Genomic DNA, 13959 nt, shown 5'->3' with positions numbered 1-13959 from the left:
TCCTTTCCTTTTATTTTAGATGTATTGTAACCCATCCTTGACGGTGGTATGTTTCAATGTGTTTCAGCCCTTGTTTTACATAAGCCTTTAGAACATCGGCATGTTGTTCTTCGAGGATTCCAGAGAGTATCAGTGATCCGCCTTTTTGGAGTGCCTTTACCATTTCTTGTGCAAGTTCGATAAGAGGATTGGCAAGGATATTGGCAACAATGAGATCAAAGGGCGCTCGTGAAGCAATTTCATTATGGGAAAAACCTGTTGCTGTAACAGCTGTGATATATTCCTTGACACCATTGAATTCGATATTGTGTTGTGCAACTTGAATAGCAATTGGGTCAATATCAGATGCAAGTATAGCAATAGGTTTGAGTATTGCGATGCCGATGGCGAGTACCCCACTGCCGGTACCTAGATCAAGTGCATTTTGGGGATTTTCATGTTTCATGACTTTGGCAATCATTTCTAAACAACCAGTTGTTGTTCCATGATGGCCGGTGCCAAAAGCTTGATTTGCTTCAATTTCAATAGGTAAAACATTTTCTGGAATGTCGCCTCTATTATGGCTTCCATGAAGAAAAAAAGGACCAGCATGTACAGGTTTTAGTCCTTCAAGGCTTTGTTTAACCCAATCAATATTAGGTAAAATTTCACTGTTAATTTTATCAAGATCTATAGAAAGAATGTGTGCAAAACGTTTCGAAATATGCTCGTAGTTTTCTTGGTCTACATAGAGTGAAAGTTCATATACAGCATTTTGTTCATCTATCTCTGTAAGAGCAAGAGGATAACCTTCTTCGTCAAAGGCTGTTTCTATAAGGGTGTAGGACCGTTCTGCTTCATTTTTAGAAGCAGTATAATAGAGGCGAATTTGTTGCGACATGCAGTTCTTTCTTTTGATCGGCTTTTTTTAGTTTAAGATGAGTTTTTTTAACCGTTCAATGGCGATTTCATCTTTTAATTCGCTGTCACTTTCTTTCGTGTCATAACGGATAACGCTAGCTAATTTTCCACCTTTTTTGAGTAAAAAAATTGCTGCTGTATGGTTATATGTATAGTTTCCATCTGTTCCAAGGACTTTTTCAGCAACGATGTTAAAGGAATTGACCATTTTATGAACTTTATTAGGATCTCCACTGATACCAATGATTTCATTGTTAAAATTACTGAGATATTCATGGAGTACTTCTGGTGTATCACGTTCGGGGTCAACAGTAACAAACCATATACCTAATTTATCTGTATTGGATCCAAGGGCTGTAAGCCACCGATCAAGATTCATCAATGTCGTAGGGCAGATTTCAGGACACATAGTGAAACCGAAAAAAATTATTGAAGGCTTGCTTCGAATATCAGCTTCAGTAATAGTTTTTCCATTAGAATCAGTGAGTGTAAAATTATCACCTAAAGGCTTATTGGTCAGCGCATCATAAATAAAAATACCTGCAAGAAATATGATTGTCAGCCCCGAGATGCGTATTACATTTTTCATAGTTTGACTCTCTTAGATAAATCAAGGAATTGTAACATCGGCAGGTTTGTTTTGCAATCTCTGTTTCATGGTTGATTTTATTGGCTTGATTGGTATGTCTTTCCATATTTATTGATGAAATATTGGTGAAAGATGCATGAATATTGAGAACGATTTTCGATTTCATAAAAGTGAGCCTCGTATCCATACGACAGCACGGTTGCACGGTTGTAAATTAGGGCGTTACGTGGAAATTAATGAGCGGGTGATTTTACGGGATGTAACCGTTGGAGATTTTTCTTATTTTGAGCGTAACAGTGAGGCTATTTACAGCGATATTGGGCGTTTTTGTTCTATTGCATCTCATGTTTGTGTGAATGCGCTAGAGCATCCCATGGAGCGCGTTTCAACGCATAAAATAACCTATCGCCCTAATGAATACTTTCGTTATATGGCACTTGATTGTTCTTTTCGTGAAAGGCGCTGTGCAAAACGTGTTATCATTGGGCATGATGTGTGGATTGGACATGGTGCGGTTATTATGCCTGGGGTAACAGTTGGACATGGCGCTATCATTGGTGCGAACGCTGTTATAACGAAAGATGTTATGCCTTATGCGGTTGTCGCTGGTGTTCCTGCAAAGCACTTGCGGATGCGTTTTTCCGATTATGTGATTGAGTGCCTTTTGGAGATGGCTTGGTGGAATTGGCCGCTTGATAAAATTTATAACGCATTACCTGATATGCAAAACTTACCCCTCAAAGTCTTTGTTCGAAAATGGAAATGATAATCAGAATAAAAAAATGTCTTTTAAAAAACTGATTGTGGTTTGCTTTTAGTTAAGCTTTGTTTACAAAATTATCCAGGACACGCTTTTCTCCGGCTTTTTCAAACATTATTGTCAATTTATGATCGTCTATTGCTGTAATATGACCATAACCAAATTTTATGTGAAAAATCCGATCATTGATAGAAAAATCTGATGATGCATGAGAGATTGATTGAGCGATAATTTTCCCTTCAATAGTTTTGTTTTTTTGTGTATGCTTCTGTCTTGCTGTCACATAGTCAGTATAATAGGAATCGTGATTTTGAAAGGAAGATTTTCCATAACCACCATAAGATGTTTCCATTGCTATGGCTTCTATATGTTCTGCTGGTAATTCATCTAGAAAGCGGGAGGGAAGAGCAGATTGCCAAAGTCCATGAATTCTACGGTGAGATACAAACCATATATGCAGGTGTTTTTTTGCTCTTGTGAGTCCAACATAAGCGAGACGCCGTTCTTCTTCTAAACCTGAACGTCCACCTTCATCTAATGAGCGCTGGTGGGGAAAGAGTCCTTCTTCCCAACCTGGAAGAAAAACTGTTTCAAATTCAAGCCCTTTGGCTGAATGAAGTGTCATGATGTTGACTGCATCGGTATTTTCATTGTTTTCAGCATCCATAACGAGTGCAACATGTTCTAAAAAACTTTGAAGATTTTCAAATTGTTCCATGGAACGGATCATTTCTTTAAGATTTTCTAGCCGTGTAGGAGCCTCTGGTGAGCGATCTTCTAACCACATGGTTGTATAACCAGAATCATCAAGGATGATCTCGGCAAGTTCTCTATGAGGAGTGTCTTGAAGCATATTTTTCCAGCGGCGGAAGTTTTCAATAAGGTTTCGTAACGCACTGCGTGCCTTAGGCTTTAGCTCGTCTGTTTCAATGATGTTAGCGGCAGCAGAAAAGAGAGGAACAGAACGCGCACGTGCACTCTCATAAAGAATACGCAGGGTTGCATCTCCTATACCGCGTTTCGGTGTATTAATAACACGTTCAAAAGCTAAATCATCAGCGGGTTGGACAACAACGCGTAAATAAGCCATGGCATCACGTATTTCCATTCGCTCATAAAAACGAGGACCACCAATGACGCGGTAGTTAAGTCCAAGCGTTACAAAGCGATCTTCAAATTCACGCATTTGAAATGATGCGCGTACTAATATAGCCATATGATTTAATGCATGACCGGTTTGTTGTGCGCGTTCGATTTCTTCTCCGATTGCTCGTGCTTCTTCTGCCGAATCCCATGCTGAATGAATTTTTACTTTTTCTTCTTCACTCTTTATTTGAGCAGAAAAAAGAACTTTTCCCAGTCTTTCTTCATTATGAGCAATGAGATGGGAGGCCGTTTTAAGAATATGGGATGTTGAGCGATAATTGCGTTCTAGACGAATAATTTTAGCAGAAGGAAAATCTTTTTCAAAACGTAATATGTTCTCGACTTTTGCACCACGCCATCCATAAATGGACTGATCATCATCGCCAACACAACAAAGATTAACATGTTGACCTTGAGGTTGTTGTGCCAAAAGGCGAAGCCAAAGATATTGTGCCGTATTTGTATCTTGATATTCATCAACAAGAATATAGCGAAATTGAGAATGATATTCGCGGAGAATATCTGGATTATGCTGGAAGATAGAGATAGAATGAAGCAGAAGATCGCCAAAATCGCAAGCATTAAGATCTTTTAATCGATTTTGGTAACTGTGATAAAGTTCGCGTCCCATGCCGTTGCCAAAGGAATGAGCATCACTTTTTGAGATATGTTCTGGTGAAAGTCCTTGATTTTTCCAAGAATCAATCATCATGGCAAGGTTTCGTGCGGGCCAACGCTTATCGTCTAATCCTTCAGCTTGAATAAGCTGTTTTAAAAGTCGAAGAACATCATCTCTATCGAGAATTGTAAAGTTTCTTTTTAAGCCAACAAGCTCTGCGTGACGGCGTAAAATTTTAGCACCAGTGGAATGAAAGGTTCCAAGCCAAGGCATACCTTCAACAACTCTTCCAATAAGTTCACCAATACGCATTTTCATTTCACGCGCTGCTTTGTTGGTGAAAGTGACAGCAAGTATTTGCTGAGGAGAGGCAAGTTCAGAGCGTAAAATGTGAGAAATACGGGTTGTTAAAACGCGCGTTTTTCCTGTACCAGCACCTGCAAGAACTAAAAGAGGACCCTCAGTATTCATAACAGCTTGTTGTTGTTCTGGATTGAGTTGTTCTAAATAGTCTGTGTTATATGATTTTTGTTTTTTTAGAGTATGGGAGAAAAAAACAGAGCTCTTTTTATCGTGGTCTGGAAGGGAATCTTCTTCAAAGAAAGGTATGTTGTGATCAGAAAAATTACTCATTATATCTCTTTTGTAGTCTTTTTTTCATTGTCGTTCTAGATTAAAAAACTTCTCTTAAAAAAGTCACAACAATTTCAGTTGAATAAACAGAAAGAGAACATAAAAAAATAAGCACAAACATTAAATGCGTTGGGTGAGAACGCTTTGAAGGGCATAAACGCGTAACGAAGCCGAAAGATTTACTTGTTGTGGTCTTTTGCTATCAATATCAGTGATAACAAAGGCTAAAGATTGTCCTTTTTTGCGGGCTATATCTTTTAGAATATCTAAAAATGGTGGTTCTAAAGAGACGCTTGTTGCGTGTCCATCAACGCGAACAGATATCTTTCGTGGAATGACTTTTGACCAATCGATAGAATTATTTTCGTGCATTTTTTCACCTTTATTCGTCGTTTCGCAAACGATTTTGATCAAGAAATTTTTGCGTTTTTAAAGATTCTTGTTGCTCGAAAAGTTTTTCAGTTTTTGTTCGTCCAAAACGATAACGATTTTGCTCAGCACGAAGAGATTTTTCTGTACGTTTTTTTTGTTTTCGAAATTGGCGAAGATTAATCAATTCAGTCATGAGAAAATTTATTTTTTCCGAAAAGAATCTAAAGAGACAACATCAGCACTTTGTTTTGTATCGTTATTTGAAGATTCTTTATTTGTACTGAAATTTTGTTCTTTTGTAAGCGTGTTTTCTTTTTTTTGTTTGTTTGATAGGGTAATGGGCGTAGTTGAGGTATTTTCTGAATTTTCACTTTCTCCAGAGGTAAGATTTGAGGGCAGATCAAATGCTGCTTCAAATGCTGCTACAGGATCATAAAAGACCTGAATGGAAGTAAAAGGAATCACGAGTTTTTCGGTTATTTCCCTGAAGGAGAGGGTTACTTCGAAAGCTGTTTCTGAAACACTGAGATCTCTAAACTGATGTTGTAAGACGATTGTCATTTGCTCGGGATAGCGATTTTTTAGCCGAGGGGAAATTTTAACGCCTGGGGCATTCGTCAAAAAAGTTATAAAAAAATGATGATTTCCCGGAAGACCTGCTTTGGCAACTTCCGATAAAACTTTACGGATAACTCCACGAAGCGCATCCTGAACGAGAATATCGTAACGGATTTGATCTTTAACCATCGAAGTTTATTCCTTTTATTTCACGTAGCAGAACGAGGCGTATTGATATTGTGTGATAGAATATATTTTAAAATTAGCAGTATTTTGTCTACGATGCACCTCAATAAATCAAATAAATACGAAACTCTATGGTGAATAATGTCTGATAATGTCTGAAAGATCAATCAACAACGTTTAAAAAAGTGAAGGCTTCTGTTGCCAGGTGCCTTCGAACCCCGCTTAAACCTGCGACGGTTTAAGACTTAGTTTGAAACATTCACACTACATCAAGCAGCGAGACGTGCTTCCGCATAGTTGTCATTTGCAACTACTCATTTAGTCCGATAACGGTGGTACTATGCCGAGTAAAAGAGCAATCTTTACGCCCTTGTCGATCCTATTTCGCCCCCACCAAAGTATAATTTTCGCTTATTATATTTTGGTGGAGGCGCCGGGTACCGCCCCCGGGTCCAATGAGTTTATTTCATTGTCCATTTATTACCATAGCTGGCAAGCCAGCCATTTAAGTATAGATGAAGAACGGTCTTTAGAAAAGGGGGGTTGTTAATATTTTAAATCCTCTAATTATTTATGAAGCTATATAACGCGGTTGTAAAATACAGCCGCTAATTCTTGGAGAGGAGATGGAGCAAAATGACTAATGATCTAGCAGATATTAAATTATATGATAAAAATCCCGATGAGGCTGCAATAGAAAGGCTTCGTCATCGCTTAGCTTTAGTGATGAAAAAACAGGATGCATCACTTGTTGCTACATCGGATCCAAAAGAGCTAGAACGCGTTGAAAAATGGGTTCAAGATGTATTAGGCTCTGATGAGAAGAGTGCTAAAATGGCTGTTTCAAAAGTTGCAGAAATGATGTCTGGAGATCGCAGAAAAAGTCGTATGACTTTCTACTATTTGGTAGCCAAACAATTAAACGCACTTGATAAAATTTAAACAATTTTAAAATTCAATTTTTGCTCAATAAAAAAGCCCAAAGAGTTTTGGGCTTTTTTGTTTAATATCGAAGGTTTAATCGATTTTGTCTTCTTGAAGATATCCTCCTTTGCTCATATCCGGTATAAAGAGGGTGGCAATGAATGCAATGATCATTACGCCGACTACGTAAAAATAAAAGAGTGATTCATGTCCCATATTTTTTAATCCAAGTGCTACGTATTCGGCAGAACCACCAAATAATGCATTGCCAATAGCATGAGAGAGACCAACTCCCAGTGCTCTTACTGAAGAGGGAAACATTGCTGATTTTACGACACCAGAGATGGATGTATACATGCTCATAATACAGAGTATTCCAATAATGGCTGATAGCGCAATCCATGGATTATGTGCGTGACCTATTATAAGAAGTCCAGGAATCGTAAAGAGAGTAGAGAGTGCACTCCAAAGGATAAGTAAATTTCTTGTTCCAATTTTATCAGCTAGGATGCCAAATATGGGTTGGAGTAATATGAAAATAAAGAGTGCCGCGGTCATTACAGTTGTAGCTGTATGTTTATCAAAACCGGTAGTTGTGATCAGATATTTCTGCATATAAGTCGTACAGGTGTAAAATGTGAGAGATCCTCCAGAGGCGAAGAGAACAATTACAAAAAAAGCTTTTGTGTGTTTGCTTAGAAGCTCTTTAAGACTCCCAGTGTGTTTTTGAGAGCGGCTTTCTTTAGTGGTTGTTTCATGAAGTGAACGACGTAGATAAAGTATAACCAATGCTCCCAATCCACCAATGATAAATGGAATACGCCAGCCCCATGTTATTAATTGGTCTTCCGTTAGATAAAGTGCCAAAATAAATATAATAAAACTAGCTAAAAGTTGACCAGTAATAAGCGTACCAGATTGGAAAGAAGCGAAGAGACCGCGGTGTTTTTTAAGGGAAATTTCGCTTATATAAGTTGCAGCTATACCATATTCACCACCTGCTGAAAGTCCCTGCATCATACGGATTAGGAGAAGAAGAATTGCTGCAGTTCTCCCTAAAGTTTCATAAGTGGGAAGTATGGCAATGAGAAAAGAGCCCCCACACATCATAAGAATAGATATGAGCATTGAGCGTTTGCGTCCATAACGATCAGCAATAAAGCCAAAGAGCCAACTTCCAATTGGGCGCATAAGAAAACCAATAAAGAAGATTCCTGCAGTTTTAAAATATTGGGTAACAACATCGCCATCCGAAGGGAAAAATTGTGGTGCAAAGTAAATAGATGCAAATGAGTAAACGTAAAAATCATACCACTCTACTAGATTCCCTGATGCGCTAGATATGATAGCAAAGATACGTTTTCTTGGATCATGTTGTATTAAAGTTGTTTCATGTTTCATGAAATGTTCCCCTTTTAGATTTATAGTCCATATTTTCTAAACATTATTGTTTATGATTTCCAGAAAAATTCAATTGTGTAATGATTATTTTTTATGAAAACTATTAAAATACAATACTTTTGCAAATTTAAATTATTTATTCTATATTATAAATAGTTTTATTAATTATTTTAAATGATTAAAATCATTTTTAATGAATTTATAAGTAAATGGAATAGTATTCTCTACAAGACTTAATCAAGTTTTTACTACAGTAATATACCTTTAATTTCATGGGAAGTTGTTAAATTTAAATTATATCAATAGGCTTATACAATTTCTAGTAATTGAAATAGTTTATAATAGGCTATTTTATTCTTTTATTAAATAATTTTATTCATAGAATTAACTCTGTTTCTGAGTTGCAAGAGGTACAGTTATGAGGGCGTGATATAAAAAGGATAGAAATGAAAAAATCTTACAGCATTTGGGTTTCTCAATAGAGATACAAAATGATAAACAACCATTACAAATTAACACGTTATGGAAGTAATGTCTGTAGGTCATAGAAAGTATTCGATGACTGTCCATTATTGAGAGTAAGATAATGAAATGGGTTTCATAATTAAAAATTAAGTTTTTGTGTAAATAATTATAAAAAAGCCCACTTTCTTGGGCTTTTTTATCCAAAGAATAAGTTTAATGAAGTCTATCGTCTTTATCGAGATATCCTCCTTTATTTATATCGGGCATAAGGAGAATAGAGATGAGTGCAATGACCATCATACCAACTATGTAAAAAAAGAAAACAGATTCGTATCCCATATTTTTTAGTCCAAGTGCTACATATTCAGCAGAACCGCCAAATAGTGCATTACCAATGGCAAAAGCAAATCCAACACCAATTGCGCGGATTGAGGCTGGGAATAATTCTGCTTTTATGATACCAGCAATAGACGTATAAAAACTCATAACACAGAGTATTCCAATAATGATTAAAAGTGCTGTCCAGGCATTATGGGCATTCCCAATCATTTTAAGTACAGGAATGGTGCAGATAATAGATAAGGTACTCCAACTAATGAGTGAAGCTCTTGCTCCAATTTTATCGGCTAGGGAACCTAAGAGGGGTTGAAGTAGCACAAAAATAAAGAGGGCAGCAGTCATTATCGTTGTTGCGGTTTGTTTATCAAAGCCCGTGGTTGTGATCAGATATTTTTGCATATAAGTGGTGTATGTATAAAATGTGAGTGATCCACCAGCTGTAAAGCCAACAACCAAAAAGAAAGCTTTTTTATGATTGCGAAAAAGTTCTCTAAGACTACCAGAATGTTGTTCAGAGCGACTTTTGTGGGTTGTTGTTTCATGGAGCAAACTACGTAGATAAATTGCAACAATTGCTCCAAAACCACCAATGACAAAAGGAATACGCCATCCCCACGCTTTTAACTGATCTTCAGTAAGGTAAATGGCTAAAATAAATATTATAAAACTTGCGAGAAGTTGACCTGAGATCGTTGTTGCATATTGAAAAGAAGCAAAGAGCCCACGACGATTTTTGGGCGCAACTTCGCTCATATAAGTTGCTGCTGTACCATATTCACCGCCAACGGAAAGTCCTTGAAACATGCGGACTAAAAGGAGAAGAAATGCTGCTGTTATTCCCAAGGTTTTGTAAGTGGGAAGTATGGCAATGAGAAAAGAGCCACCACACATCATAAAAACAGAAATAAGCATTGAGCGTTTACGTCCATAACGATCCGCAATGAATCCAAAGAGCCATGCTCCAATTGGACGCATAAGAAAGCCAATAAAAAAGATTCCTGCAGTTTTTAAGAGTTGTGTAACGATATCTTCATCTTCAGGAAAAAATTGTGATGCAAAATAAACCGATGCAAAGGAGTAAGCATAAAAGTCGTACCACTCTACCAGATTTCCTGATGCACTGGATATGATAGCAAAAATACGTTTCCTTGTATCATGTGGATCTAAAGTTGTTTGATTATTCATGAAGTATTCCCCTTTTAGATCTATAACTTTTTTTAAAGCTATTTACGATGTGCATTATAAAAGCGACATTGTATCATGATTAAAGATTTTTTCTAGAGCTATCAATGTTGTTTGGGCTCATGGTATTGTTATATTGCGTAAATCATACGCTTTTGACTATCCTTAAGAAAGTATTGCTTTTTGTTTGATTGTGAATTACTTGCATATGATGAAGATATGATACTCTTTAGTTTATATGCTTGATGTTGTTTTATAAAATGGTGTGATTGACTATTATATGCAAGGTTGGCGTGTGCGTAAAAATGCTTTTTATGAACGATTTTAAGTACCAAGGAAGAATGGAATATTAAGAGCTCGTAAATAGTATAATGATAGTGACTTGCACTTTATATAGTGACTTGCACTTTATTAAGTGTAAAGAGGGTGGTACACATGTTTATACTTTATGGGGCTTTTACGTTATGTCATTCACGGGCGCCGTCGTGAAATGGAGTTGGGTGCATTGAGAAATATTTCTCAAAAAAGCGTGCGAATTTATAACATAATGTATTTCTATTTTTCATGAAAGGCTTTGTGTTGCATGAGGGTTCCATTAAGAACGTATTAAACAAAAGCATGAGGCAACATATAATCTTTATTATTGATAAAATTTCTTGAAAGATAATCGTTTTTCTTCGATTTTGAGCGGGAATGGGAGTATTAAATAAATTAAATGTTTTTTACCTTCAGTGAACCAAATTCAGTAAAAGAAGTATTTATGCATAATAATATGAAGCCATTTATTTTTATAAGCGGTATATGCAAGAGGAAAATTTCTTCTTTAGAGTGTTTGAAGGGATAAAAAATTGTGAGCTTTAAATTTCCATAAGGCAGATATAAAAAAGCCCAGTATTCTGGGCTTTCTTGTTAAAATCCTTTTTTGTTAACATCAAAGGTTAATGAATATCGTCTCCTTGTAAATACCCTTTTTTGCGAGCATCTGGCATTAAGAGAATTGCGATGAAGGCAACGATCATCATGCCGGCTATGTAAAAGTGGAATATAGATTCATATCCATGTTTTTTTAATTCGAGAGCTACAGTTTCAGCTGAGCCGCCGAAGAGTGCATTGGCAATAGCATAAGAGAGCCCAACTCCCATGGCACGCACTGAAGCAGGAAACATTTCTGCTTTTACGATACCTGAGACAGATGTATAAAAACTCAAAATACACAGCATTCCAATAACGATTAAGAGCGCAGTCCAAGTGTCATGGGTGCTACCAATGATTCTGAGCCCTGGAACGATAAAGATGATGGAGAGGGTACTCCAAATAAGCAGTGAAGTTTTAGTGCCAATTTTATCTGCGAGAGAACCAAAGAGGGGTTGAAGTAACATAAAAACAAACAGTGCAGCAGTCATTATTGTATTGGCGGTGGGTTTATCAAATCCGCTCGTCGTGATCAAATATTTTTGCATATAAGTTGTGCTGGTATAAAATATGAGCGATCCTCCAGCTGTAAAACCGATCACTAAAAGGAACGCTTTTCCGTGATTGTGTAGAAGCTCTTTAAGACTACCAGTGTGTTTTTGAGAGCGGCTCTCTTTTGTGGTTGTTTCATGAAGAGAACGACGCAGATAAATTGCAACAATTGCTCCACATCCACCAATCACAAAAGGAATACGCCATCCCCATGCCTTTAACTGATCTTCTGTGAGGTAGAAGGCGAGAATAAACATAACCAGACTTGCAAGAAGCTGACCGCCAATAAGCGTGGCATATTGGAAGGAACTAAAGAAACCACGACGTTTTTTAAGAGCAACTTCGCTCATATAAGTTGCTGTTGTGCCATATTCACCGCCAACGGAAAGTCCTTGGATCATACGGAGCAAAACGAGTAAAATGGCTGCTGTTGCTCCAATTGTTTCATAGGTAGGAAGGAGAGCAATAAGAAAAGAGCCGCCACACATCATAAAAACAGAAATAAGTAAAGAGCGTTTACGTCCATAACGATCCGCAATAAAACCAAAGAGCCAACCACCAATTGGACGCATAAGAAAGCCGATAAAAAAGACAATGGAAGATTTTAAAAGTTCGGTAACAACATCTCCATCAGAAGGAAAAAACTGCGAGGCAAAATAAATAGATGTAAAAGAATAAACATAAAAATCATACCATTCCACCAAATTACCTGATGCGCTTGATATGATAGAAAGAACACGTTTTCTTGTATCATGTGGAGCTAAAGCTTCTTGTTTTTCCATAGTCGATCCCTTCAATTTCACATTCATCCATCTTTGTTCATTATCCCTCTATGTTATTTTCTTAGAAGCTGTCTATAGTATTTTATCTTTTGCATCAAATTTTAGTCAGATTATAATAATTTCTTGTGTAAGATGTTTTCGGAAAAAGATTTGAATTATGTTTGTACGGATTTTACAGTTTTTATTTTCTATAATGAGAAGAATCGGACATAATAGCCTTATGAAATCATATCTTGCTCTTTTATCTCATGTTTTAAATCAGGGTATTGATCGGACAGATCGAACGGGTGTTGGAACGCGATCTATTTTCGGGTATCAGATGCGCTTTGATTTACAAGCGGGATTTCCATTGTTGACAACAAAGAAACTACACTTACGTTCAATTATTTATGAGCTTTTGTGGTTTCTTAAAGGCGATACAAATATCGCATGGTTGAAAGAGCATGGTGTGTCGATTTGGGATGAATGGGCTGATAAAAGGGAAATCTTGGTCCTGTTTATGGTTATCAGTGGCGTTCTTGGCCTGCTCCTGATGGACGCCATATTGATCAAATTAATAATCTTTTAACGATGATTAAGGAAACGCCAGATTCTCGTCGCTTGATTGTATCAGCTTGGAATCCGGCATTAATAGAGGAAATGGCTTTGCCTCCGTGCCATTGTCTTTTTCAATTTTACATTGCTGAGGGTAAATTATCTTGTCAGCTTTATCAGCGTTCGGCAGATATTTTCTTAGGTGTTCCATTTAATATTGCATCCTATGCATTGCTAACGATGATGATTGCGCAAGTAAGCGGTCTTAAAGTAGGCAATTTTATTCATACTCTGGGAGATGCTCATCTTTATTCTAATCATTTTGAACAGGCAAAATATCAATTGTCTCGTATACCAAATGCTTTGCCATGTATGCGCATAAATCCAGCGGTAACAGATCTTTTTTCTTTTCAATTTGAGGATTTTGAGTTGCTTAATTATAAAGCGCAGCCACATATTAAGGCACCGGTAGCAGTATGACGATTTCCATTTGTTTAATTGCTGCTGTTGCAGAAAATGGGGTCATCGGTCGTGAAGGTGCGATGCCGTGGCATTTATCGACGGATTTGCAACGCTTTAAAGTTTTGACGTTGGGTAAGCCCATTATTATGGGAAGAAAAACTTGGGATTCTATCGGGAGACCTTTACCAGGACGTATAAATATCGTCATTACGCGTAATTGTACCTTTGGTGCTGAAGGGGCTGTTGTTGCTCATTCTTTATCGCAAGCTTGTTCTCTTGCAACAAGCGTTGCTTCTCAAAATGATGTAGAGGAAATTTTTATTATTGGGGGGGGGGAAATTTTTCAACAAGGGTTGCATATGGCTGATAAAATATTCCTTACAGAAGTTTTAGCTTCTATAGAAGGTGATAGTTTTTTTCCTGTTTTTGATAAAGAAAAGTGGACTATTGTGGAAACACAAGATATTCCAAAAGGGGATAAAGATAGTCATCCGACACGTTTTGTTGTTTATGAGCGGAAATAATTTTTTTATATGAAGTGGAAAGGGTTTATCAGTTGCATGCTAATGAGATAAGAGAATCTCTATAAGATTCAAGTGAATGGTTGGTATTTGAATGAATGGTAGTCAGTTAAAGAGGTGAT

12 protein-coding genes, 1 other RNA gene and 1 pseudogene are annotated in these 13959 nt (G+C 37.0%); 4 read left to right on the top strand and 10 right to left on the bottom strand.

The window, feature by feature from the left end:
• Positions 1-10: 10 nt before the first annotated feature.
• On the bottom strand, positions 11-880 hold the full coding sequence (locus tag QHG57_RS07935) for a 50S ribosomal protein L11 methyltransferase (RefSeq protein WP_330169057.1): 870 nt from the start codon (positions 878-880) through the stop codon (positions 11-13).
• Between the two features lie 27 nt (positions 881-907).
• The gene (locus tag QHG57_RS07930; RefSeq protein ID WP_330167840.1) at positions 908-1489 is read right to left on the bottom strand and encodes an SCO family protein; all 582 of its coding nucleotides are present in this window, start codon (positions 1487-1489) and stop codon (positions 908-910) included.
• A gap of 136 nt (positions 1490-1625) precedes the next feature.
• Here QHG57_RS07930 and QHG57_RS07925 point away from each other — a divergent pair, with 136 nt between their 5' ends.
• Positions 1626-2255 carry a DapH/DapD/GlmU-related protein gene (locus QHG57_RS07925; RefSeq protein WP_330169056.1) on the top strand — a complete coding sequence of 210 codons (630 nt, stop codon included), beginning with the start codon at positions 1626-1628 and terminating at the stop codon, positions 2253-2255.
• Positions 2256-2307: 52 nt separating this feature from the next.
• Here QHG57_RS07925 and QHG57_RS07920 read toward each other — a convergent pair whose 3' ends face one another.
• The 5 genes from QHG57_RS07920 to ssrA all read right to left on the bottom strand — a co-directional run bounded on the left by QHG57_RS07920 (position 2308) and on the right by ssrA (position 6304).
• Positions 2308-4647, bottom strand: coding sequence for an ATP-dependent helicase (locus QHG57_RS07920; protein WP_330169055.1), 2340 nt, complete (start codon positions 4645-4647; stop codon positions 2308-2310).
• Between the two features lie 120 nt (positions 4648-4767).
• Positions 4768-5019, bottom strand: a complete 252-nt coding sequence (locus QHG57_RS07915) for a ribbon-helix-helix domain-containing protein (RefSeq protein WP_330167837.1) — start codon at positions 5017-5019, stop codon at positions 4768-4770.
• 10 nt (positions 5020-5029) lie between these two features.
• On the bottom strand, positions 5030-5212 hold the full coding sequence (locus QHG57_RS07910; RefSeq protein ID WP_330167836.1) for a DUF4169 family protein: 183 nt from the start codon (positions 5210-5212) through the stop codon (positions 5030-5032).
• 8 nt (positions 5213-5220) lie between these two features.
• Positions 5221-5766, bottom strand: a complete 546-nt coding sequence (locus QHG57_RS07905; RefSeq protein WP_330167835.1) for an SspB family protein — start codon at positions 5764-5766, stop codon at positions 5221-5223.
• Positions 5767-5947: 181 nt separating this feature from the next.
• Positions 5948-6304, bottom strand: a transfer-messenger RNA (tmRNA) gene (gene ssrA, locus QHG57_RS07900).
• Between the two features lie 95 nt (positions 6305-6399).
• Between ssrA and QHG57_RS07895 the strand changes: the two genes are divergently transcribed.
• Positions 6400-6705 (top strand): DUF2853 family protein, encoded by a 306-nt coding sequence (locus QHG57_RS07895; protein WP_330167834.1) that lies wholly within the window; start codon positions 6400-6402, stop codon positions 6703-6705.
• A 75-nt stretch (positions 6706-6780) separates the two neighbouring features.
• Here QHG57_RS07895 and QHG57_RS07890 read toward each other — a convergent pair whose 3' ends face one another.
• From QHG57_RS07890 to QHG57_RS07880, 3 genes are all read right to left on the bottom strand, one after another.
• Positions 6781-8088: an MFS transporter gene (locus tag QHG57_RS07890; RefSeq protein ID WP_330167833.1), complete on the bottom strand. Its 1308-nt coding sequence runs from the start codon at positions 8086-8088 to the stop codon at positions 6781-6783.
• A 678-nt stretch (positions 8089-8766) separates the two neighbouring features.
• Entirely contained in the window at positions 8767-10077 is a 1311-nt protein-coding gene (locus tag QHG57_RS07885) for an MFS family transporter (RefSeq protein WP_330169054.1), read from the bottom strand.
• 935 nt (positions 10078-11012) lie between these two features.
• Positions 11013-12320 carry an MFS family transporter gene (locus QHG57_RS07880; protein ID WP_330167831.1) on the bottom strand — a complete coding sequence of 436 codons (1308 nt, stop codon included), beginning with the start codon at positions 12318-12320 and terminating at the stop codon, positions 11013-11015.
• A gap of 220 nt (positions 12321-12540) precedes the next feature.
• Between QHG57_RS07880 and QHG57_RS07875 the strand changes: the two are divergent.
• Positions 12541-13334, top strand: a pseudogene (locus QHG57_RS07875) (thymidylate synthase).
• A complete protein-coding gene (locus QHG57_RS07870) occupies positions 13331-13840 on the top strand; it encodes a dihydrofolate reductase (protein ID WP_330167830.1) in 510 nt (169 codons plus the stop codon). The pseudogene QHG57_RS07875 and the gene QHG57_RS07870 overlap by 4 nt, the downstream one beginning before the upstream one ends.
• Positions 13841-13959: the final 119 nt, after the last annotated feature.

The organism is Bartonella grahamii subsp. shimonis, assembly GCF_036327415.1.
Lineage (GTDB): Bacteria > Pseudomonadota > Alphaproteobacteria > Rhizobiales > Rhizobiaceae > Bartonella > Bartonella shimonis.
Note: the sequence above shows the minus strand (reverse complement) of the source record. Positions and strands in the feature narration are given on the sequence as shown.